At 48.8% G+C, this 19,885-nt stretch carries 21 protein-coding genes; 7 read left to right on the forward strand and 14 right to left on the reverse strand.

The annotated features are described in order from the left end of the window. The first annotated feature begins 56 nt into the window (after window positions 1–56). From CF168_RS13545 to CF168_RS13555, 3 genes are all read left to right on the forward strand, one after another. Window positions 57–269 (forward strand): YgaP family membrane protein, encoded by a 213-nt coding sequence (locus CF168_RS13545; RefSeq protein ID WP_011716505.1) that lies wholly within the window; start codon window positions 57–59, stop codon window positions 267–269. Between the two features lie 25 nt (window positions 270–294). Continuing rightward, complete coding sequence (locus CF168_RS13550; protein ID WP_011716504.1) at window positions 295–693, forward strand: rhodanese-like domain-containing protein; 399 nt, start codon at window positions 295–297, stop codon at window positions 691–693. A 584-nt stretch (window positions 694–1,277) separates the two neighbouring features. After that, window positions 1,278–3,707 carry a S8 family serine peptidase gene (locus CF168_RS13555; RefSeq protein WP_011716503.1) on the forward strand — a complete coding sequence of 810 codons (2,430 nt, stop codon included), beginning with the start codon at window positions 1,278–1,280 and terminating at the stop codon, window positions 3,705–3,707. 40 nt (window positions 3,708–3,747) lie between these two features. Here CF168_RS13555 and CF168_RS13560 read toward each other — a convergent pair whose 3' ends face one another. The 10 genes from CF168_RS13560 to CF168_RS13605 form a co-directional block, all read right to left on the reverse strand. After that, the gene (locus CF168_RS13560) at window positions 3,748–4,293 is read right to left on the reverse strand and encodes a YaeQ family protein (protein WP_011622172.1); all 546 of its coding nucleotides are present in this window, start codon (window positions 4,291–4,293) and stop codon (window positions 3,748–3,750) included. Between the two features lie 86 nt (window positions 4,294–4,379). After that, the gene (locus CF168_RS13565; RefSeq protein ID WP_011716502.1) at window positions 4,380–5,291 is read right to left on the reverse strand and encodes a precorrin-2 dehydrogenase/sirohydrochlorin ferrochelatase family protein; all 912 of its coding nucleotides are present in this window, start codon (window positions 5,289–5,291) and stop codon (window positions 4,380–4,382) included. Window positions 5,292–5,325: 34 nt separating this feature from the next. After that, window positions 5,326–5,685, reverse strand: coding sequence for a rhodanese-like domain-containing protein (locus tag CF168_RS13570; RefSeq protein WP_011716501.1), 360 nt, complete (start codon window positions 5,683–5,685; stop codon window positions 5,326–5,328). Window positions 5,686–5,954: 269 nt separating this feature from the next. After that, complete coding sequence (locus CF168_RS13575; protein ID WP_011622169.1) at window positions 5,955–6,272, reverse strand: DUF2007 domain-containing protein; 318 nt, start codon at window positions 6,270–6,272, stop codon at window positions 5,955–5,957. A gap of 256 nt (window positions 6,273–6,528) precedes the next feature. Further along, window positions 6,529–7,476 (reverse strand): protein translocase subunit SecF, encoded by a 948-nt coding sequence (gene secF / locus CF168_RS13580; RefSeq protein WP_011622168.1) that lies wholly within the window; start codon window positions 7,474–7,476, stop codon window positions 6,529–6,531. Window positions 7,477–7,488: 12 nt separating this feature from the next. Further along, entirely contained in the window at window positions 7,489–9,339 is a 1,851-nt protein-coding gene (gene secD / locus CF168_RS13585) for a protein translocase subunit SecD (protein ID WP_011716500.1), read from the reverse strand. A 17-nt stretch (window positions 9,340–9,356) separates the two neighbouring features. Next, window positions 9,357–9,689, reverse strand: a complete 333-nt coding sequence (yajC, locus tag CF168_RS13590) for a preprotein translocase subunit YajC (RefSeq protein ID WP_011622166.1) — start codon at window positions 9,687–9,689, stop codon at window positions 9,357–9,359. A 26-nt stretch (window positions 9,690–9,715) separates the two neighbouring features. After that, on the reverse strand, window positions 9,716–10,840 hold the full coding sequence (tgt, locus tag CF168_RS13595) for a tRNA guanosine(34) transglycosylase Tgt (protein WP_011622165.1): 1,125 nt from the start codon (window positions 10,838–10,840) through the stop codon (window positions 9,716–9,718). Between the two features lie 161 nt (window positions 10,841–11,001). Next, window positions 11,002–12,039 carry a tRNA preQ1(34) S-adenosylmethionine ribosyltransferase-isomerase QueA gene (gene queA, locus CF168_RS13600; protein WP_011716499.1) on the reverse strand — a complete coding sequence of 346 codons (1,038 nt, stop codon included), beginning with the start codon at window positions 12,037–12,039 and terminating at the stop codon, window positions 11,002–11,004. A gap of 64 nt (window positions 12,040–12,103) precedes the next feature. Next, entirely contained in the window at window positions 12,104–12,307 is a 204-nt protein-coding gene (locus CF168_RS13605) for a hypothetical protein (protein ID WP_011622163.1), read from the reverse strand. Window positions 12,308–12,489: 182 nt separating this feature from the next. On the opposite strand from CF168_RS13605, the gene CF168_RS13610 reads away from it, so the two are divergent. The 3 genes from CF168_RS13610 (at window position 12,490) to CF168_RS13620 (ending at window position 14,601) form a co-directional block, all read left to right on the forward strand. Beyond that, complete coding sequence (locus CF168_RS13610) at window positions 12,490–13,116, forward strand: ACP phosphodiesterase (RefSeq protein ID WP_011716498.1); 627 nt, start codon at window positions 12,490–12,492, stop codon at window positions 13,114–13,116. Between the two features lie 145 nt (window positions 13,117–13,261). Further along, window positions 13,262–13,816, forward strand: coding sequence for a protein disulfide oxidoreductase (locus CF168_RS13615; RefSeq protein ID WP_011716497.1), 555 nt, complete (start codon window positions 13,262–13,264; stop codon window positions 13,814–13,816). Between the two features lie 113 nt (window positions 13,817–13,929). Then, complete coding sequence (locus tag CF168_RS13620) at window positions 13,930–14,601, forward strand: RluA family pseudouridine synthase (RefSeq protein ID WP_011716496.1); 672 nt, start codon at window positions 13,930–13,932, stop codon at window positions 14,599–14,601. Between the two features lie 111 nt (window positions 14,602–14,712). Here CF168_RS13620 and CF168_RS13625 read toward each other — a convergent pair whose 3' ends face one another. Beyond that, window positions 14,713–15,147, reverse strand: a complete 435-nt coding sequence (locus tag CF168_RS13625; RefSeq protein WP_011625756.1) for a hypothetical protein — start codon at window positions 15,145–15,147, stop codon at window positions 14,713–14,715. A gap of 336 nt (window positions 15,148–15,483) precedes the next feature. On the opposite strand from CF168_RS13625, the gene CF168_RS13630 reads away from it, so the two are divergent. Next, window positions 15,484–16,863 carry a Gfo/Idh/MocA family oxidoreductase gene (locus tag CF168_RS13630; protein WP_011716495.1) on the forward strand — a complete coding sequence of 460 codons (1,380 nt, stop codon included), beginning with the start codon at window positions 15,484–15,486 and terminating at the stop codon, window positions 16,861–16,863. Between the two features lie 52 nt (window positions 16,864–16,915). Here the strand turns inward: CF168_RS13630 and CF168_RS13635 are convergent, their stop codons facing one another. The 3 genes from CF168_RS13635 to CF168_RS13645 form a co-directional block, all read right to left on the reverse strand. After that, the gene (locus tag CF168_RS13635; protein ID WP_088213162.1) at window positions 16,916–17,440 is read right to left on the reverse strand and encodes a CIA30 family protein; all 525 of its coding nucleotides are present in this window, start codon (window positions 17,438–17,440) and stop codon (window positions 16,916–16,918) included. Window positions 17,441–17,516: 76 nt separating this feature from the next. After that, the gene (sstT, locus tag CF168_RS13640) at window positions 17,517–18,743 is read right to left on the reverse strand and encodes a serine/threonine transporter SstT (protein ID WP_011716493.1); all 1,227 of its coding nucleotides are present in this window, start codon (window positions 18,741–18,743) and stop codon (window positions 17,517–17,519) included. 172 nt (window positions 18,744–18,915) lie between these two features. After that, window positions 18,916–19,815, reverse strand: coding sequence for a chemotaxis protein CheV (locus CF168_RS13645; protein WP_011716492.1), 900 nt, complete (start codon window positions 19,813–19,815; stop codon window positions 18,916–18,918). Between the last annotated feature and the right edge of the window lie 70 nt (window positions 19,816–19,885).

The following is a 19,885-nucleotide window of genomic DNA, read 5'->3' on the forward strand; positions in this document are numbered from 1 at the left end:
CAAACAGCTGATTAACCCACAATAGGCAGCCATAGCGCTGCCTCTAGGAGCAACCTATGTCACTCGAACGCAGCATTATGGCTTTTGCCGGATTTATGGTGTTACTGTCTTTGGTGTTAACCGCTTTTGTACACCATAACTTTTTGTGGTTAACGGCCTTCGTTGGCGCTAACCTATTCCAAAGCGCTTTTACGGGTTTTTGCCCTGCGGCCATGGTATTACGCAAGCTAGGCGTCAAATCCGAGGCTGAAATCGCTAGACAAGGTTAATGCATATTTGCAAAGGAGAAAGTCAGTGTTCAACAAGTTACTGTGTCGCAGTAAAACCTTACTGGGGGTGGCCCTCTTGAGTCTGTCATCACTCGCCTTAGTCCCCAGCGCGGCAAGTGCCGCCGATCAAGAGCCCCAAGTGGCGTGGCAGAAAATCGCTGCTGGCGCTATGGTGCTCGATGTTCGCACCCCAGAGGAGTTTGCCGAAGGCCATTTAGCCAATGCGGTTAATATTCCCTTTGAGCAAGTCGCCGCTGAGTTTGCTAAGCGCGGTATCGCCAAAGATGCGCCCGTAGTGTTGTATTGCCGTAGTGGTCGACGCAGCAGTATCGCGACCGAAGCTTTAGTCGCAGCGGGTTACACTCAAACCTATAACGGTGGCGGTTATCAGACCTTAGCCGACGCTCAGCCGAAAACAGAATAATTCGCTGTTGAGATTTACGATGAAAAGCGCCCGTTGGCGCTTTTTTTGTATTTTGTTCTTTTCATTTACCCTGACACAGATATTTATCTGTCGTTTATGCTGTTAATGATATGCAAATAAGCCAATAAATTGGCAAACGACAAACTACCGACACTAAAATTCAATAAAACCGCATAATCAATCACTTGAATAAAATTCAACATCTTAACCAAACAGATAAAACTATTTTTGAAATTATTCATTCCAAAAAAATATATAAAGTAATTTCAATTAAATAACTTCACACCGTTTTAAAGATATCGCCATTTTTAGCGTAAAAATTCGCATTTGCTTATTCACCTTTTCCACATAAAAAAACATAAATATTTAAAAATATCGGTTACAACTTGTTACGCATGAGTATTTATTCATTTTAAACGCTTATCAACACAGTTGTTTTTACCAACCACCATACCATTAACATTTAATTTACAAATACTTACCTCAAAGATAAATTCACTAACCGAGTAGCATCTGAGTCGTAGTTATTCTTTAAAAGCACAAAATAATAATGATTAACACTAAATTGAACATGGAAGAAAAACATGACAATCAATCGAACCACTAAGATAGCCCTGAGTTTATCTAGCTTAGCTATTGCGATCTCGGCAGGTGTTAATGCTGCCCCAGACGCACCAGGTTTTGCCGCAGCCAAACAAGCACAGACCTCTCCACTGCCAAAGCGCTATATCGTTAAATTTAAAAATGCCGATGCGCCAGCCTTGATGTCTGAAAGCAGCCTGCAGAGCAGCGATCAGCTTGCCACCACAATGAATTATCAGCCTCAAGTAGCTGAAATTAGCGCCCAGCACAGTGTGCTAAACAAGGCGCAAGCCAAAGAAATGAAGCGTATCGGCCGCAGTAACAGCTACTCAGTTAAGCTGGATAACAATGGCATTAAGGCATTAAGAGCCCGCGCCGATGTGGAATATGTGGAAGAAGACATGCCACGCCACCTGCTAAGCGAAACAACGCCTTGGGGACAAACCTTTGTGGGTGCAACCCAATTAAGCGACAGTCAGGCCGGCAACCGTACCATCTGTATTATCGACTCTGGTTATGACCGTGGTCATAGCGACTTAAGCGGAAACAATGTCACGGGCACCAACAACTCAGGTACAGGTAACTGGTACGAGCCAGGCAATAACAACGCCCATGGTACCCACGTTGCCGGTACTATCGCGGCGATCGCCAACAACGATGGCGTGATTGGCGTAATGCCAAATCAAAATGCCAACATCCATGTGATTAAAGTCTTTAACGAGGCTGGCTGGGGTTACTCCTCATCACTGGTGTCAGCAGTCGATACCTGTGTGGCGAATGGTGCAAACGTCGTCACCATGAGCTTAGGCGGCGCAGGTTCAAGCACTACCGAGCGTAACGCGTTAGCGGCTCACTACAATAACGGCGTACTGTTGATTGCCGCTGCCGGTAACGATGGTAACAATACCCACAGTTACCCTGCTTCGTACGATGCGGTGATGTCTGTGGCATCGGTCGATAATCATAAAGACCACTCAGCTTTCTCTCAGTACACCAACCAAGTTGAGATCTCGGGTCCTGGTGAAGCCATTCTCTCTACCGTTACCCGCGGTGAGGGTCGCTTAGCCGATATTACTATCGGTGGTCAGTCTTACTTCAACTCAGGCGTTGTGCCGCACAATCGCTTTACGCCATCGGGCACCAACTACGCGCCCAATCCATACAATGGCACGGCAACCGCAACCTTAGCCGAATGTACGGTTAGCGGCTCAACCTTCAACTGCGGCAACATGGCTAACAAGGTGTGTTTAGTTGAGCGTGTGGGTAACCAAGGCACTTCATACCCAGAAATCAACGCAGTAAAAGCCTGTAAGAATGCAGGTGCCAGCGCCGTTATCGTGTACAGTAACAGCGCCTTACCTGGGTTACAAAACCCCTTCTTGGTCGATGCGAACAGCGAAATCAACATGGTGTCAGTGTCTGTTGACCGTGCAACCGGTTTAGCACTGCGTAACCAGTTAGGTGCAACAGTGACCGTAAGCAACCAAGGCAATAAGGACTACGAGTACTACAACGGTACGTCGATGGCGACCCCGCACGTTTCTGGTGTGGCAACCTTAGTGTGGAGCTACCACCCAGAATGTAGCGCAGCTCAAGTACGTAACGCGCTCAAACAAACCGCTGAAGACTTAGGCACTGCAGGCCGTGATGACTACTATGGCTATGGTCTGGTCAATGCCGTTGCAGCGAAAACCTTCTTAGATGCTTCCTGTAATGGTCCAACGGATCCGGTTGACCCTACTCCAACTGACAGCGTGTTGGTGAACGGTGTGCCAAAAACCGGTCTAAGCGGCGCCGCCAGTGAAGAACTGCATTTCTCGTTTGAAGTGCCACAGGGTGCAACTAACTTAGGCTTTGTGATGAACGGTGGCACGGGTGATGCGGATCTGTACGTACAGTACGGCGCAGCGCCAACGACCTCAAACTACGATTGCCGTCCATATAAAGGTGGTAACAGTGAATCTTGCCCAATCAGCAACGTTCAATCTGGTACTTACTACGCGATGGTGAAAGGCTATTCAGCCTTTAGCGGTGTATCGTTAACCGCAAGCTACACAGCCCAAAGCGGTGGTGGTACTCCTACCACGCCAGCAAGTTACACCAATGCTGATAACTACAATATTCCTGATAACAAAACCGCAGGTATCACTAGCCCTATCACAGTCACTCGCACGGGTAACTCAGGCACTGTGACTGCCGTGGTGAATATTGTTCACCCTTACATTGGTGATTTAAAAGTGCAGCTCATCAGCCCTACAGGCCAAACAGCAACACTGCATAACAACACTGGCGCAGGCGCAGACAACATCAACAAGAGCTACACAGTTGATATGACTGGCGTGGAGTCAAGCGGTGTGTGGAAACTCAAAGCGGTTGATAGCGGCCGTGGCGACGTAGGCTATATCGATAGCTGGGAACTCAAATTCCAATAATCTTCGTCTAAACAAAGAGCCTGCAATTGCAGGCTCTTTTTTATTGGTCATCTTTCAGCATTTCGGGCTCGATAAGCACACTGTGCTCATTATCCGATAACCAGACTTGCCCTTCACTGATGGACGCCTGCAGCGACATAGTGCGGCTCACTAAGGCCTCCATCGCCGTCACCGACTCTTCGGCAATATTCCACACTTTAAGGTTTTTATAACGCTCTAGGGCCGCTTGATTCTGTTTCCACCAAATTGGAACACTGCGTCCGCCGTAGGTAAACAACTGTACCGCTTTTGCGCGACCGCTCGCCTTACGCAGCCATTTCTCATCGGCTTGGCCAAACTCAATCCACAGGTCCACTTCACCAGAGAGACTCTTGTCCCACAGCTCAGGCTCATCGTCGACGCACAATCCCTTAGTAAAACTTAAAGTCTCGGAAGCGTTTAGGATAAAGGCCAGCAGACGCACCATCATGCGGCCATCGGTCTCGGAGGGATGCTGCGCTAACGTCAGCTGATGATCTTGATAATAACCTCGGTCCATATCGGCGATCTGAAGATTGACCTTAAACACGGTCGCTTTGAGAGCCATAGTACATCCTAAACTTAACGATAAAAAAATAACGGCGAGTCTACCTAAGACTCGCCGTCAGCTCAAACAAACTGCGATAAAGAAGACTAAATCGCGCCGGGGCGTAAATGCTTCGCCACCGGGAAATGCGCCTTAAGTTGCGCAATCTTCTGGGTATCGGCGACCAACAACATCCGCGAGCCTTGCTCATATTCCCGGCTGATATCACTCAGCGCGGGAAGCGCTGCACGATTAGCATCGCGGCGCACCAGCTCGGCCAAGTCCTCGGCTAAACCTGCTTCGCTGTAAATCCAATCGAGGCGCTGTAATAACGGCATGGCCGCCAGCGGCAATAACTCGACGGGCGTAGCATCGTCCAATAACAGGATTTCCCCGCGGCTGACGATATGGTTAAAAGCATTCTGATAATGCTCGGGGGTTCGCGCATCAAATCTATCGCCATTGGTGTCGAAAAAGCGTTCCCAGAATAATCGGCGCGTCGCGGTTTTAGTGAGTCTTTGCTGCACTTCGAGACGCTTGTCGGCCACAAAGTCAAACAAGGGCTTAAGCGATTGCGGCAGGCTGGTCTCTAAACGAGCTCGAATGGTGCGCGCAAACACAGGCGCTGCACCCGCAGTGCTGATCGCCACCACAAGACGTCCCCTATCGACAATCGATGGGGTAATAAAGCGGCAATAGGCGGGATTATCCACGGCATTGACCCAAATTCCCCGCTCGGTAGCTAAGGTGGCTAATTCAGCATTGAGCTTATCGTTCGCGGTCGCTAAATAAATGAGATCGTAATTTTGAATATCGGCCTGCACCACGGGCCGCTCAGACAATAAAATCCTGCCTGCATCGGCATAGGCCTTTACCTCGGGATTCACCTCGGGGGCAATCACATGGATATTGGCTTCGGTACGCGTCAGCAAAGCCAGCTTACGACTGGCAACATCCCCCGCCCCCACTAACAGGACATTTAAATTCACAGTATCAATAAACAGCGGGAAATATTGCATGCCACTCGCCTATAAAAAGTAAAACCAGCCTAAATTACTCTTGCACCACGGGTAACTGGCGTTGGATCCAGCCCTTGTAACCACCAATCAAGGAGGCGACCTTTTGGTAGCCCATTAGCTGCAAACTGCTTGCCGCCAGCACTGAGCGAGCACCGCCCGCGCAGTAAAGCAATAGAGGCGTATGTTTATCGGGAAAGCGCTGTTCAATGTCGCGCTCAATAATGCCGCGGCTCATGTGCTTCGCCTGCGGCAGGTGATCCTGTAGCCATTCATTATCTTCGCGGACATCTATCAACACCCAAGCGTCATCGGCTTGATAGGCTTCAATACTCACTTCAACAACATGGGGACGAATCGATTCGACAAGGGCTGAAAAAGCACTGGATGGATGCATCAGATCCTCCTTAGATAAGGGATTGAATGACTTAGCTAATATGAATTGAAGTGTAATTCGCTACGCGGGGAGACGCAATCCTTGCGGTTAACGACATGTGACAATCGCGGACTTTATGAGCCAAAGCGTGCGTGAGGTGGAATCACCTCCCGTCCCTTAGCCTTGTTCGGGTAGCAGGTGCTTAACGCTGATAGCAAGCCGCATTGCCAGCGCTGTGAATTCAACGCTTCGCAGTGCTAGCGGTTTGAGGCCAAGTGTATGGGATAAGATTAGTTATGGCTTTCGCTGCGCTCGGCGCTGCAATGCCAACACAATTCAAAGTTGCCCTCGTTCATCTCATGGCATTGCACGCATTGCCACTGGGGACTCACGACGTCCAAGGCACTTAACTGGGCCTGTGCTTTTGCCAATTGCGACTCGCGCACCCAAAGCTCAATGTTATGCAGCCCAGCGGGCAACTCACCCACACCGCCTAATAAGGCCTCGCCACGTAACTCCACATGAATACCACAGGCTTCTAACAATCCCTTCCATGTGTGGGCCTGCAATAAATTTCCACCAGCAACTAACGTCTTACGTTCTTCCATGCGACATCCTACAACAATACTCTCTAGATATGGGCAGCCGACATCCTACTGTGAAATAACCGAGCCTGTCGAGCGCTGTTTTTTGCAGCAGTTGTTAATAAAATTAACATTTAGGTTTTACAGCATTAGTCACTATAAAGTTGTGAGTTTGCTAGCAGATTATCGGAAAGGTCAAAATCCACCGAAAAAAAAGCCACCTTTAAGGTGGCTTTTTTTTGAACAGTCGTGATACACGACCTCGAGTCTCAATGCCGGATTAAGGCATCATCGAAGGCTGGTCGGCGCCTTCTTTCTCGACTTCAACTGGCATCATATGCTCACGGCAAATGCCCAGTTTGATCGCAAGGTAACTTGCTACGTAGATAGAAGAATAGGTACCGACGAAAATACCCAACAAGAGTGCTGTCGCAAAACCGTGGATCATAGTGCCGCCCTTCAGGAACAGCGCCACAACGGTCACCAACGTCGTACCCGTAGTGATAATGGTACGGCTCATGGTTTGCGTGATAGAGACGTTGACCACTTCTTCTGGCTCGCTCTTACGCATCTTGAGGAAGTTTTCACGGATACGGTCAAACACAACGATGGTATCGTTGAGTGAGTAACCCACAACGGTTAACACGCCGGCTAATACGGTCAGGTCGAATTCCAGTTGGAACACAGAGAACACACCTAAGGTCACAATCACGTCGTGGGCAAGTGCAGCCACCGAACCGAACGCTAAACGCCATTCGAAACGGAAAGACACGTAGATCATGATACAGATAAGCGCGACCAATACCGCTAAACCGCCCTGTTCGGCCAGTTCTTTACCCACTTGAGGACCAACGAATTCAACACGTTTCTGTTGAACGCCCGCATCCACTTGTTGAGCCGCAGCCATGACAGATTTGACCTGTACATCGCTGCTCACGCCTTCTTTCACCGACAGACGCACTAATACGTCACGGCTCGAACCGAAGTTTTGCACCACCGCACCGTCTAATTCAGGCGCAGACAGCTTAGTACGCAGCACGTTTAAATCGACAGGTTGAGTAAACTCCATCTCAACCACAGTACCGCCGGTAAAGTCTAAGCCCCAGTTAATGCCTTTGGTCGCCAAGGACACCAGCGAACCAAATACCAAAATGGCAGACATGATACTGATAGGCAGCGCATGACGGAGGAAGTTAACCGTACGTTTTAAAGATAAAATTTCTAACATTATCGCTTCCCCTTAGATAGACAGCGTCTTCACGCGCTTACCGCCCCAAATCGCGTTCACGATTGCGCGGGTACCCACGATAGCGGTAAACATCGATGTAGCAATACCGATCATCAGGGTCACCGCGAAGCCTTTGATCGCGCCAGTACCGACGGCGAACAGGATCAGCGCTGTCAAGAAGGTAGTGATGTTAGCGTCAGCGATGGTAGAGAATGCGTTACCGTAACCTTCGTGAATCGCCTGCTGTACGCTACGACCTGCACGTAATTCTTCACGGATACGTTCGTAAATCAGTACGTTACCGTCAACCGCCATACCCACTGTTAACACCATACCCGCAATACCAGGCAGGGTTAATACGGCGCCAGGGATCATAGACATCACCCCAACCACCATCACTAAGTTGGCCGTCAAGGCTAAGTTAGCGATCAAGCCGAAACTACGGTAATAAACCAGCATGAAGATAAGTACGACTGCCATACCCCAAATCATGGCTTGCACACCGCTTTCGATGTTTTCCGCACCCAGGCTTGGGCCGATAGTACGTTCTTCCACAATCGATACGGGCGCAATCAGGGCACCAGCACGCAGCAGCAGTGCGAGGTTTTGTGCTTCACCATGACTTAAGCCGGTGATCACAAAGTTACGGCCTAAACGCGCTTGAATGGTCGCCACAGAAATCACTTCTTGGATTTTCTGCATCTTGACGCTGCCATCGGCGTTACGCTCACCGCTGTCTTTATATTCGATGAACAAGGTCGCCATCGGTTTACCGATATTGTCCTTAGTCACGTTAGAGAAAATGGTACCGCCTTTAGCATCGAGGTTGATGCTCACCTGTGGACGGCTATATTGGTCGAAGCTAGGTTGTGCGCCAGTGATATGATCACCCGTTAGCATCACTTCCTTCTTCAGTACCACTTGACCGCCTTCACGGCGTTGATACACCTCAGAACCCGCAGGTACACGGCCAGATTGCGCCGCATTGGGGTCAGCCTTATCGTCCACCATGTGGAATTCAATCGATGCCGTCGCACCTAAGATTTCCTTGGCGCGGGCAGTGTCTTGTACACCTGGCAGCTCAACGATAATACGCTCAGCACCTTGGCGTTGAACCACCGGCTCAGCTACCCCTAACTCGTTCACACGGTTACGGATAGTGGTAATGTTTTGCTGCAGCGCTTCTTCTTTAATCTGCTTAAGATAGGTTTCGCTCATGACGGCTTGCAGGGCAAAGTCTTCACCCTTGCTCACATCGCTGAACACCATATCGTTGCTGCGAGATTTTAAGAAACGTTCTGCACTGGCTAAACTTTCGGCATCACGGAATTTAATCTCGATACCTTGCGCATTGTTGCGAATGCCCGCGTAACGGATTTTTTCTTCACGTAATTGAGAACGGAAATCGGCCACTTTGGCCTCTTCCATCTTGCGGATGGCTTCGCCCATGTCCACTTCCATTAAGAAGTGCACACCACCACGAAGGTCCAGACCGAGTTTCATTGGGCTACCGCCCATAGACTCGAGCCACTGCGGGGTGGCAGGGGCAAGGTTGAGTGCCACAGTAAACTTGTCACCTAAGTCTTCGGCGATGGTTTCCTTGGCCAGCAACTGTTGATCCGCGTTTTGTACGCGAACCAACAATTGACCTTTTTCAAGCTCAGAGCGTTTTACCGCAATGCCCTTACTGGCTAACAGCTCGTTCACTCTGGCTTGGGTAGATGCCGTGACTTCAGCACCTCGAGTCGCCACTACTTGCACCGCATGATCTTCACCGAACAGGTTAGGTACGGCATAGAAACAACCTATGGCGATGACGAGCACCACCATAATGTTTTTCCACATTGGGTATTTATTTAACACGCCTGAGCCCTCTTGGCTTACAACGACTGGATAGAGCCCTTAGGCAATACAGCTGCAATGTAATCTTTTTTAATTGTAATTTGAGTCGTGTCGTTCAAGCTCAGTAACACGTAGTCATTTTCATCGCTGATCTTTGCAATCTTACCTAAGATACCGCCGCTGGTCAGGACTTCGTCGCCCTTGGTTAAAGATGACATCAGGTTCTTGTGCTCTTTAACACGCTTAGATTGCGGACGGAAAATCATGAAATAGAAAATCAGACCGAAAATCACCAGCATGAAAATCAATTCCATGGTGCCGCCACCCTGTGGAGCGCCTGCAGCATTTGCATATGCATTTGAAATGAACATAGTTTTCTCTTCTTATTAGCAAAAAATCAATCGACTAACTCTGGTACTTCACGACCTTGACTGGTATAGAAGTCCTTTACAAAGGCGTCTAATGTACCCGTCTCAATCGCCCCGCGCAAACCTTCCATTAACATTTGATAGTATCTCAAGTTGTGAATGGTGTTTAAACGCGCACCCAGAATCTCATTACAACGATCTAAATGGTAAAGGTATGCCCGTGAATAGTTTTTACAGGTATAACAATCACACTTAGGATCGAGCGGTGAAGTGTCATCACGATGACGCGCATTGCGGATCTTAATCACACCTTCACTGGTAAACAGATGACCGTTGCGGGCGTTACGGGTTGGCATCACACAGTCAAACATGTCGATACCACGACGCACACCTTCAACTAAATCCTCTGGCTTACCGACCCCCATCAGATAGCGAGGTTTGTCCGCAGGAATTTGTGGACAGACATGCTCAAGAATGCGGTGCATGTCTTCCTTAGGCTCACCTACGGCCAAACCACCGACGGCATAACCGTCGAAACCAATTTCGACTAAGCCTTTTAAGCTCTCGTCGCGTAAATCTTCATAAACACTGCCTTGGATGATCCCGAATAATGAATTGGGGTTTTCCAGACGGTCGAACTCGTCGCGTGAACGCTTAGCCCAACGCAGTGACATCTGCATTGACTTGCGCGCTTCATCTTCTGTCGCCGGATATGGAGTACATTCGTCAAAAATCATCACCACATCACTGCCCAATGCATGTTGAATTTGCATTGATTTTTCAGGATCTAAGAAGATTTTCTCGCCGTTGATTGGCGAACGGAAATGCACACCTTCTTCGGTAATTTTACGAATGTCACCCAAACTGAACACTTGGAAACCGCCCGAATCGGTCAGAATTGGACGCTGCCAGTTCATAAAATCGTGCAAGTCACCATGCTTACGCATGATTTCTTCGCCGGGACGTAACCACAGGTGGAAAGTGTTACCGAGCAGAATGTCCGCACCAGTAGCACGCACTTCTTCAGGCGTCATGCCTTTTACCGTGCCGTAAGTACCAACAGGCATAAAGGCTGGGGTTTCCACCGTGCCGCGTTCAAAAATCAAGCGACCACGGCGCGCACGGCCGTCGGTAGTGTCGAGTTCAAATTTCATAATTCACCTCGCCAGATAAACAGTCTGACTACATTTGTAATGGCACGCGCCATTTTGATTAACAATAGAGATAGGGGCAGATCCAAAAGGTTCAACCTTTGGCTGAAAAAAATTACCGCCCAAACTCAATGTGGGCGGCTATTTTAAAACAAAATCTTGGTCTAGTGAGCTTTTTTCGTCACAAACATGGCATCGCCATAGCTAAAGAAGCGATATTTTTGCGTGATTGCGTGTTGATACGCCGCCATAACATGATCAAAACCGGCAAAGGCACTGACCAACATAATGAGGGTCGATTCCGGCAGGTGGAAGTTAGTGATCATGGCATCGACGATTTGGAACTGATACCCAGGGTAGATAAAGATATCGGTATCGCCGCTAAAGGCTTTAAGTTCGCCTTCACTTGCACGGGCCGCACTCTCCAGTGAACGCACGGACGTCGTCCCCACAGCAACCACACGCTTGCCTGCCGCCTTGGTTTGGGCAATTAAATCCACCACATCCTGCGGCACATTGGCCCACTCGGAATGCATTTTGTGCTCGAGCACGTTATCGACGCGCACAGGCTGGAAGGTGCCAGCGCCGACGTGCAAGGTCACAAACGCGATATTCACGCCCTTGGCTTTTAAGGCATCGAGCATGGCATCGTCAAAGTGCAAGCCCGCCGTTGGCGCAGCAACCGCACCGGGGTTTTGGTTATACACGGTTTGATAGCGCTCTTTATCGGCATCCTCATCGGGACGGTCGATATAAGGCGGCAGTGGCATATGCCCTACCGCTTCGAGCACTTCTAAAATCGTCAGGTCGGATAAGAGTTCGAGCTCAAATAAGGCGTCATAGCGCGCTGCCATCTTCATCTCATAACCGCCATCGAGGTGGATAATGCTGTCCACCTTCGGGGATTTAGAGCTACGCACATGGGCGAGGATGCGCTTATCGTCGAGCATACGCTCAACTAAAATCTCGAGTTTGCCACCACTGGCCTTTTGGCCAAATAGACGCGCAGGGATTACCCGGGTATTGTTAAATACCATTAAATCGCCAGGATTAATCATCCCCAGCAGATCGGTAAACTGTTTATCAGCGAGCGTGCCAGTATTGCCATCTAGGGTTAACAGACGTGACGCATTGCGTTGCGCCATGGGATAACGAGCGATAAGTTCGTCGGGAAGATCGAAGGAAAAGTCTGTTACGCGCATGCAAAGGCCTCTAGATAGCTTAGAACGGCGGCTAGTCTATGGTTAGAGGCCAATAAGATCAAGATTACTTGTTCGCGATATCCATATCGGCGTCTGACTCATTTAGCACATTTGAGGCTAACGCATCATCGACATCATATTTAGGTCGAGTCCGCGAAAAATGATCCATACGAAAGCTATGTTGCTCATAGGGAATATCGACAAGCACTTTTTTACGCTTAGGGCGCTCGTCTTTACCGAGCATTTTGGTAAACCAGTTCCACATCATCCATGATCCTTAACAGGTTAATTGATTGGTGCATTTTCAGCCCATTGTTAGCATTTACCCTCCTGTTGAAACGCTAACGTAAGCACTCCCTTAGAAAAGCACACGATTTTTGCCTATTTGCGCTTTCCTCAGCGCGCCCGCCCATGATACCGTGAACTAACGCGATTAACCAAGCACAAAAAATGAACATTCTTACACACTTACATCTGGCCGAGATCAGTAAAACCCACCTAGGCGCCAATCTGGCAGGCAATTTTATCACCGCGCCAATCGATTCTGCGCCACAAGCACTTCGCCAAGGACTGTGGTTAAACCAAGAAATCAATCAGCTCTGCGCCACCCATGAACTGACCCAAGAGCTAATGGCCCTGTTCCCTGCCCAGTTAACAAGCATAGCAGCAGATTTGATGTTCGTAAGTTTCGATCATTATTTAGCCTACTACTGGGAAGAATATCATCACCTGCCGCTGCCCGAGTTTAGCCAAAAGGCCTATCGCGAACTGGCAGAATTTGCGACGCAAAGCGATGAGTATCACCCTCAGCCCTGTCTGAACCTCATCGCCGATATGCGCAGTCAAGATTGGTTAAACGCTTACGCCACACCTAAAGGCATTCAACAGGCCTTAGCACAACGGGCCAAAGGTCATCCGCACTGTGCCTTATTTAACGGCGCGGATAAACTGCTAGCGAAAATGCAGATAGAGACAGAAACCGCCTTTCGCACCTTTTACCCTCAGTTGATGGCCTACACCCGTATTTGGAGTCGTAAAACCCCGAGTGACTATCTACCTAATGGTTCTGCCGACTAGATTCTAACTCTGCGCGTAGCTCGAACTAAGCTCGGAGGTTGGCACAGACTCGAATAAGTGAATTAAGTGTTCAAGCCTTGTTTAAGCCTAAGCGTTTACCCTAACGCCTTTGCGATAACGCCTATTTAGTGAGGTTCCCGTCACAGTGACAACTGCAAACTCAAGCGCTAAACCAGCTCAAGCACTCAATTGGCGCCAAAAACTACAAAGCCCGCGCTTTTGGCTCAAACAACTTAGGGATCTTAGCATCATGGCGCTGGTGCTTTACGGCGTCAGCCTCTATTTGCAACGGGATATGATCACTGGCCAAGCACCAGTATTAAGCGGTATCGCGATTGATGGTAGCCAGCTTGCACTTAATTCGGCCCAGACAGAGCCAACATTAGTCTATTTCTGGGGCACTTGGTGCCCTGTGTGCCGCGTCACTTCCCCTATGGTTGAGAGTATCAGCCAAGACCATAATGTCATTTCAGTGGCGGTGGCTTCTGGCAGTGATCGCGAGATCCAGCACTATATGGACGAGCATCAGTATCACTTTCCGGTGCTAAACGATAACAAAGGTGAGCGAAGCACTCAGTGGGGCGCGATGGCATTTCCAGCCATTTATATTATCGATACCCAAGGGGAGATCCGTTATATCACCTCGGGAGTCACCTCGACTTGGGGCATGAAGTTCAGATTGTGGTTGGCACAGTTCTAGTTCTAGTTCTAGTTCAAGTTCAGTTATAACAGCCTCAGCAAACGCCAGCTCGAGAATATACTGCTTAGTGACTGATATTTTGCTAGTATGACCGCGCAAATGATGAGGATACGATGCAGATATTTGATTACCAGCCCCCTTCAGTCCCTTGGTTAGATCTTCGCTATCAAGATAGGGATTTGATCATTATTAATAAACCTTCTGGATTGTTGTCTAATCCCGGCCGAGCCGCACATACCTTCGATTGCGCCCTCACCCGGCTACAACGCTTGTATCCTGACACTATTCTCGTGCATCGACTCGATTGTGCTACCTCAGGCATTATGGTGTTTGCCCGCAACAAAAAGGCCGAGTCCCAGTTAAAAACCCAGTTCCAAGATAGGCAAAACGAGAAAGTGTATATCGCCGAAGTCATGGGGGGGATAGCAAAGGATGCAGGGATAATCGATTTAGCTATCGCGCCCGATCCCGAGCACCCGCCCTATCAAAAGACGCAAACGCCGGGAACGGCTGGCGCGAAGAGTGCTCTAACCCATTACCGAGTGCTAGAAAGACGCGAAAACAGCACCTTAGTCGAGTTAACGCCACAAACGGGCCGAACCCACCAACTGAGGGTGCATATGCTCGCCCTGGGGCATCCCATTCTTGGGGATGAATTTTATGGCGATGATGAGGTGATAAAGGCCAGACCGAGACTCTGTCTTCACGCCCAAAGTTTACGTTTTACCCATCCTTACTCGGGTAAAGCCATGCATTTTTACAGTAAGCATCCCTTCTCGGCTTAGCGCAAATAGTTAACCGCTAAAAAGACACGAGGTCGCCTTAAGCGACCTCGTATCAAGCAAACCGGGTTGGTGTTTGCCGATTTATTGATTAGCGTCTTTCACGGCGACTCATTAAGCCACGCGCTGATTGAAATCAATATCCGCCATCAACTTATCGACTTGGAAATAACTGCCCTGCTCATTGCAAAACTGCAGTTGCATGGCAGGCGTCACCATAAAATATTCACCGAAGAAGTTACCGCCGACATCTTCGACTTTTTGGCCTTGCGGCGTATCGGACAGACTCACTTCATCCAAACTATGGCAGCCATCGCTAAACCAGGTTTCTAAATAATATTTGTCCGCTTCTTTATAGAGGGTAATTTTGTCACCAAGCAGTGGACGCTCATCTAACCAACGACCAATAATTTCTCGATTTTGCATATCTGACTCCCGCCAATGAAGGCGACGGCGTTTTTCAATCCCAGACATCCTGATATCCTTATGCAATACCCACTCACCTAAAGTGAACGTCAGTTGTGGTAGTACATTAAGCATAGAACCCATTTACCGCTTTACTCCCCCGAGTCGCAAATTACCCCAAATCAACCACAAAATGTAACTTTTTGGTTAAATTAAATTTGCTAAACGTTTAAAAACTAAAAGATAATTTCGCCTGATTAATTAATCGGCAGTGTAGCTTAATTAGAAAATAAAAACGCGATCTTTATCACTATTTACCTATCGCTAAAGTAAAGATAAATACCTTATTTCACATCTTGCGCATTCATCCCCACGAATGAGGTTGTTACATCTTTTATTATTCACTCGGCTTGGGATTCTGATATAACAAACGGGATATACATTGCCCTACAAATAATCAAAAAATAATGCAGGAAGTTTATGCACAATATTCATCGCCGCCATTTTCTAAAAGCTGCGGGCGCCGTTACCGCAGGTCTGGTTACGGCCAATATTGCCCTCAATGCCAACGCCAGCAGCGTTGCCCCTAAACCCCGCGTTGGAAAATCCGTGATCGGACTTATCGCCCCAAAAATGGAGCTGGTTAGAGTCGGTTTTATCGGTGTGGGAGAGCGGGGTTTTAGCCATGTCGAACAATTCTGTCACTTAGAAGGCGTGGAACTTAAAGCCATTTGTGATACCCACCAAGCCGTTATCGATAGAGCCGTTGAGCATATCGTTAAACAAAACCGGCCAAAACCTGCGGTCTACACGGGGAATGATCTCAGCTATCGCGAACTGTTAAACCGCGATGATATCGATATTGTGATTATTTCAACCCCGTGGGAATGGCACGCTCCCATGGCCATAGATACCATGGAAAGTGGTAAACACGCCTTTGTGGAAGTGCCATTGGCACTGACGGTGGAAGAATGCTGGCAACTTGTCGACACCGCCGAACGCACCCAGAAAAACTGCATGATGATGGAGAACGTCAATTACGGCCGCGAAGAATTGATGGTGCTCAACATGGTGCGCCAAGGTGTGTTTGGCGAGCTGCTCCACGGTGAGGCGGCTTATATCCATGAGCTGCGCTGGCAAATGAAGGAAATCGACCATAAAACCGGTTCGTGGCGCACCTATTGGCACACCAAACGCAACGGTAACTTATATCCGACCCACGGCTTAGGGCCGATTTCTCAATATATGAACATCAACCGCGGTGATCGTTTCGATTATCTCACCTCCATGAGTTCACCCGCGCTCGGTCGCGCGCTGTATGCCAAACGAGAATTCCCTGCCGATCATGAGCGTAATCAGCTCAAGTACATCAATGGCGATATGAGCACTAGCCTGATTAAAACCGTTAAGGGCCGAACCATTATGGTTCAGCACGATACCACTACTCCTCGGCCCTACAGCCGCCATAATCTTATTCAAGGCACCAATGGCGTTTTTGCCGGATTCCCAAATCGGATTGCCGTTGAGCACGGCGGTTTTGGTAAGAGTTACCACGAGTGGGATATGGACATGCAAAAGTGGTATGACAAATACGATCATCCACTCTGGCAACGAATTGGTAAAGAAGCCGAAATCAACGGCGGTCACGGCGGGATGGATTTTGTGATGCTCTGGCGTATGGTCTATTGCCTACGTAACGGCGAGGCGCTCGATCAGGATGTGTACGATGGCGCCGCTTGGTCTGTGGTGAATATTTTAAGTGAGCAATCGCTGAATAACCGCAGCAACTCGGTCAACTTCCCCGACTTTACCCGCGGCGCGTGGGAGCATGCCACGCCATTGGGGATTGTCGGCGCCTAAATCACTCTAAATTGAGCGATTAACGTAAAGGGATACACTTAGGGTTATCCCTTTAATAGCAACCTATCGATTTAATCTTCAACGAAAAATCACCACTTTGCTGCGCACCAATCACCAGCCCTATGCTAGTCAAACGGCTTAAATCTATCGCAGCACGCTCAATCGGCTTACCACGGCACTGGGGATGAAACGCTGTAAAAGGGATTTCGATGCGTTGCCAGTGAATAATACTGCCACCGTTAACGCCAAAGGATTGATGCTTAGCATCGGGCATTGGCGCCTGATAAACCGTGCTCTGCGGCGTATCGGCATCCTTAAGGTTCACTTTGTAGTGCTTGCTTCTGTCGCGGTCGAGTTCGAGGTAAATCCCACTAAACTCGCCGACATCAAGCGGCGAAAACTCGCAGCGCACCGAGGCAAAGCCACCCCCATTGGCGAGCGACACATGGCCGCTAAACATCCCATAACCTAAAGGTGAGATGGTGAGCTTACTGCGTGACAGGCCACCCATCACGGTATCATTGACGCCATACCAAGACTTAGCCGCATCTAAGTCCTTAAAATCGAAAAGGATCATAACTACTCCCATAAAAAAAGCAGCCACCGTGGTGACTGCTCTTATGATACTTTTTCTACACTAACAACAGCACACTTTATCCAAGTTTAGCTTTGTTTTCAGCGGCTTCACAAGCTGCGGCGGTAAAAATCACATCCGTAGAGCTATTCAGTGCGGTTTCGGCCGCATCTTGGATAACCCCGATAATAAAGCCAACGGCAACCACTTGCATGGCCACATCATTGGAAATACCAAACAGGCTACAGGCCAGTGGAATAAGTAGTAACGAACCACCGGCCACACCCGATGCGCCACAGGCCGAAATTGCCGCCACGACACTCAGCAGTAACGCCGTTAATAAATCCACCTGAATCCCTAAGGTATGCGCCGCGGCTAAGGTCAGCACGGTGATGGTAATCGCCGCGCCGCCCATGTTGATGGTTGCACCTAGAGGAATAGAGACAGAATAGGTATCTTCATGCAGCTTTAACTTTTCACACAGCGCCATATTCACCGGAATGTTCGCCGCACTCGAGCGGGTGAAAAATGCGGTTACGCCACTTTCGCGCAGACAACGGATCACTAAAGGATAGGGATTACGTTTAATTTTCACGTAAACAATCAGCGGGTTAACAATCAAAGCTATGATAGCCATCGCGCCGAGTAACACGGCCAATAGCTTGGCGTAACCGGCAATGGCGGCAAAACCGGTTTCGGCAAAGGTTGCCGCCACCAGACCAAAAATACCGATAGGCGCTAAACGAATGATAAAACGCACCATTTGCGAAATACCGTGGCTCACATCGGCAAACACTTGCTTGGTCGAGTCGCTCGCATGGTGCAGGGCTAAACCTAAACCCACACCCCAAGCCAAAATGCCAATGTAGTTGCCCGTCATTAACGCATTGACTGGGTTATCAACCAGTTTAAAGAGTAAGGTATTGATCACTTCGCCAATGCCCTGCGGCGGGCTGGTGCCCTCAACGCCAGCGACCAACACTAAATTGGTTGGGAACATCATACTTAACACCACGGCGGTTAACGCAGCAGCGAAGGTGCCAAATAAGTACAGCACCACTATCGGACGCATATTGGTTTGAGTATTTTTCTTTTGATTGGCGATGGAAGACGCCACTAGGATAAACACCAGAATAGGTGCAATGGCTTTTAATGCACCTACGAAGAGACTTCCTAAAAACGCGACTTGCTTTGCGGCTTCATGTGAAAAACTGGCTAGACTCACACCAGCGATGATCCCCACGAGAATTTGCAGCACCAAACTGCCATTAGCCAACTTGGCTAACAAAGACGATTCTTGTTTCATTACTTAACCTATCGTTATTATATTTCGGCTGAGTTTCCCCACCCCACACCTTCAAAATCGAGGCCAATAAGGTTTTTATAGGATGTGATCGAACTTGTCTAGCTTTGCAGGGAAATAAGCCGATTAAATTACCCTGCCCCTGCAAAACCCTTACAAAAATCCAACATGGGGCCTAATTCGCCCGCGTAGCCGCTAAATCGGCGCCCCGCAGCATGGCTTCCACCAGCTCATGGGCATCAAACTTTGTCAGCGCCTCATTTGCGCCAACTTGGTGGGCTTGGCTGACGCTGATCTCGCTCGAAAGTGAGGTATGCAGAATGATATAAGCTTTGGCGAGAAGAGGATTGTCACGCACTTCAAACGCCAGCTCATAACCATCGAGTCCAGGCATTTCAATATCGCTGACCAGAATATCGATAGGATGATGCTCGGCGGCGGCCTGTTCCATAATCGAGAGCGCCTCTTTACCGTCTGGGGTCACAAAATAGGGAATGTTAATGCTATCGAGCGCATCGGAAAGTTGTTTGCGCGCGACCTTAGAATCATCCACCAGCAAAATACGCATGGGTTTTAACTTCTCGCGCTGCACGTCAGTTAAAATGGCGCGATTGGCCTCGGGCGCATCGGGGAAGACCTTCGACAGCAACAACTCAACGTCGAGTAACTGCACCAGCTGATTATCGTAACGTGTCACTCCGGTTAAAAAGGCATTACGGCCTAAATTAGCCGATGGCGCTTCAATATCGCGCCAATTGCACTCGATGATCTTATCAATCGCACGCACCAAAAAGCCGATAATCATCCGCTGACAATCGGTAATGATGATATAGCAATGTTGGCGCTCTTCATCGCTGATGGGGCGATAACCAATCGCTGCCGCCATATCTACCACAGGAATGGTATGGCCGCGAATCGTTGCGGCTCCCATGATAGTCGGATGAGATTGAGGAATTTTACTTAGCGGAGTGTAAGGCACTAACTCACGGATTTTAAGCGTGCCCAGAGCAAAGACCTGTGTTTGCGACAACCGAAACAGTAATAGCCCTTGGGACTGACTTGCCTTGCTTTTCATAAACCTAAATTCTCATTAACTATTCTGTTTTTATCATAACGGTTCACAAAATGAGTTGCGATAGCTAAAA

It is taken from the genome of Shewanella bicestrii (assembly GCF_002216875.1).
Taxonomy (GTDB): domain Bacteria; phylum Pseudomonadota; class Gammaproteobacteria; order Enterobacterales; family Shewanellaceae; genus Shewanella; species Shewanella seohaensis.

Coding starts and splice junctions, on each gene's coding strand:
- CF168_RS13545 (WP_011716505.1), top strand. CDS start 57: ATGTCACTCGAACGCAGCATTATGGCTTTTGCCGGATTTATGGTGTTA.
- CF168_RS13555 (WP_011716503.1), top strand. CDS start 1,278: ATGACAATCAATCGAACCACTAAGATAGCCCTGAGTTTATCTAGCTTA.
- CF168_RS13560 (WP_011622172.1), bottom strand. CDS start 4,293: ATGGCTCTCAAAGCGACCGTGTTTAAGGTCAATCTTCAGATCGCCGAT.
- CF168_RS13565 (WP_011716502.1), bottom strand. CDS start 5,291: ATGCAATATTTCCCGCTGTTTATTGATACTGTGAATTTAAATGTCCTG.
- CF168_RS13570 (WP_011716501.1), bottom strand. CDS start 5,685: ATGCATCCATCCAGTGCTTTTTCAGCCCTTGTCGAATCGATTCGTCCC.
- CF168_RS13575 (WP_011622169.1), bottom strand. CDS start 6,272: ATGGAAGAACGTAAGACGTTAGTTGCTGGTGGAAATTTATTGCAGGCC.
- secF (WP_011622168.1), bottom strand. CDS start 7,476: ATGTTAGAAATTTTATCTTTAAAACGTACGGTTAACTTCCTCCGTCAT.
- yajC (WP_011622166.1), bottom strand. CDS start 9,689: ATGTTCATTTCAAATGCATATGCAAATGCTGCAGGCGCTCCACAGGGT.
- tgt (WP_011622165.1), bottom strand. CDS start 10,840: ATGAAATTTGAACTCGACACTACCGACGGCCGTGCGCGCCGTGGTCGC.
- queA (WP_011716499.1), bottom strand. CDS start 12,039: ATGCGCGTAACAGACTTTTCCTTCGATCTTCCCGACGAACTTATCGCT.
- CF168_RS13605 (WP_011622163.1), bottom strand. CDS start 12,307: ATGATGTGGAACTGGTTTACCAAAATGCTCGGTAAAGACGAGCGCCCT.
- CF168_RS13610 (WP_011716498.1), top strand. CDS start 12,490: ATGAACATTCTTACACACTTACATCTGGCCGAGATCAGTAAAACCCAC.
- CF168_RS13620 (WP_011716496.1), top strand. CDS start 13,930: ATGCAGATATTTGATTACCAGCCCCCTTCAGTCCCTTGGTTAGATCTT.
- CF168_RS13625 (WP_011625756.1), bottom strand. CDS start 15,147: ATGGGTTCTATGCTTAATGTACTACCACAACTGACGTTCACTTTAGGT.
- CF168_RS13630 (WP_011716495.1), top strand. CDS start 15,484: ATGCACAATATTCATCGCCGCCATTTTCTAAAAGCTGCGGGCGCCGTT.
- CF168_RS13635 (WP_088213162.1), bottom strand. CDS start 17,440: ATGATCCTTTTCGATTTTAAGGACTTAGATGCGGCTAAGTCTTGGTAT.
- sstT (WP_011716493.1), bottom strand. CDS start 18,743: ATGAAACAAGAATCGTCTTTGTTAGCCAAGTTGGCTAATGGCAGTTTG.
- CF168_RS13645 (WP_011716492.1), bottom strand. CDS start 19,815: ATGAAAAGCAAGGCAAGTCAGTCCCAAGGGCTATTACTGTTTCGGTTG.